The organism is Aminobacter sp. P4_D5, from assembly GCF_056401815.1.
Genome location: NZ_JBFUIP010000780.1, coordinates 1 through 682, shown reverse-complemented (window position 1 = coordinate 682; position 682 = coordinate 1). Strand labels below are relative to the sequence as shown.

Here is a 682-nt window from a genome sequence, read left to right as displayed (position 1 = left end):
CCATAGGAGCCGCCCTTTTGCGGCCCCGCTTGAATGCGCCCGAATCTCTTAACGAAAGGTGAGTGCCGGTGTGGCTTTGTGGCCGCAGTCGAACGGCGGCTCGCCGGGCGCGGCGGCCGGCTCGCGCAGGAGCGGGCCGGCACCGCAGCGTTGCAGGTAGTCGGCGAGTTCATCGAAGGCGGCGCGGGGGCGGGTGGCGTCGTAGAAGGGATCGGCAGGACCGCTGCCGCGAGGACTCCAGATCACCGTCTCATAGCGGGCGCGGGTGAGTAGCACCCGATACTTGTTAACGAAGAAGGCCCGGGTCTCCGGCTTGTGGACCGTCTTCCATTGCGTGCCCCCGCAGCGCTGGACCAGCCAACCTCGAGGTCCCCGCAGCAGGTCTCCGCCCCAGCACAGGCCGACGACGTCGAGCTCCAGGCCCTGGCAGTCGTATTCCGTCGCGGTGGTTTCGAGGGCGTCGGAGGCGCGCACATCGGGCCAGCGGTCGAGGAACCAGTTCTCGACCTCGGGAAGCTGGGTGCCCAGGCCCTCGGCGCGCAACCGCTTCGCACCGGAGGATGCGACCAGGCCGGCACGTCTTCGGCCGCGTGCAAGTCCACGCAGCGCGGTGCGCGTCGCGGCCAGGTCGCGGGTGACGTAGAAGGGGACGCCGTCCCGCGCGATGTCAGCCGCTTCGGCC

1 protein-coding gene is annotated in these 682 nt (G+C 69.9%); it reads right to left on the bottom strand.

Features of this window, described 5'->3' with window-relative positions; translation table 11 throughout:
• Positions 1–48: 48 nt before the first annotated feature.
• Positions 49–682 (bottom strand): DNA/RNA helicase domain-containing protein (locus tag AC1DWF_RS34960; RefSeq protein ID WP_476843059.1); only part of this gene is annotated, 634 nt, incomplete at its 5' end.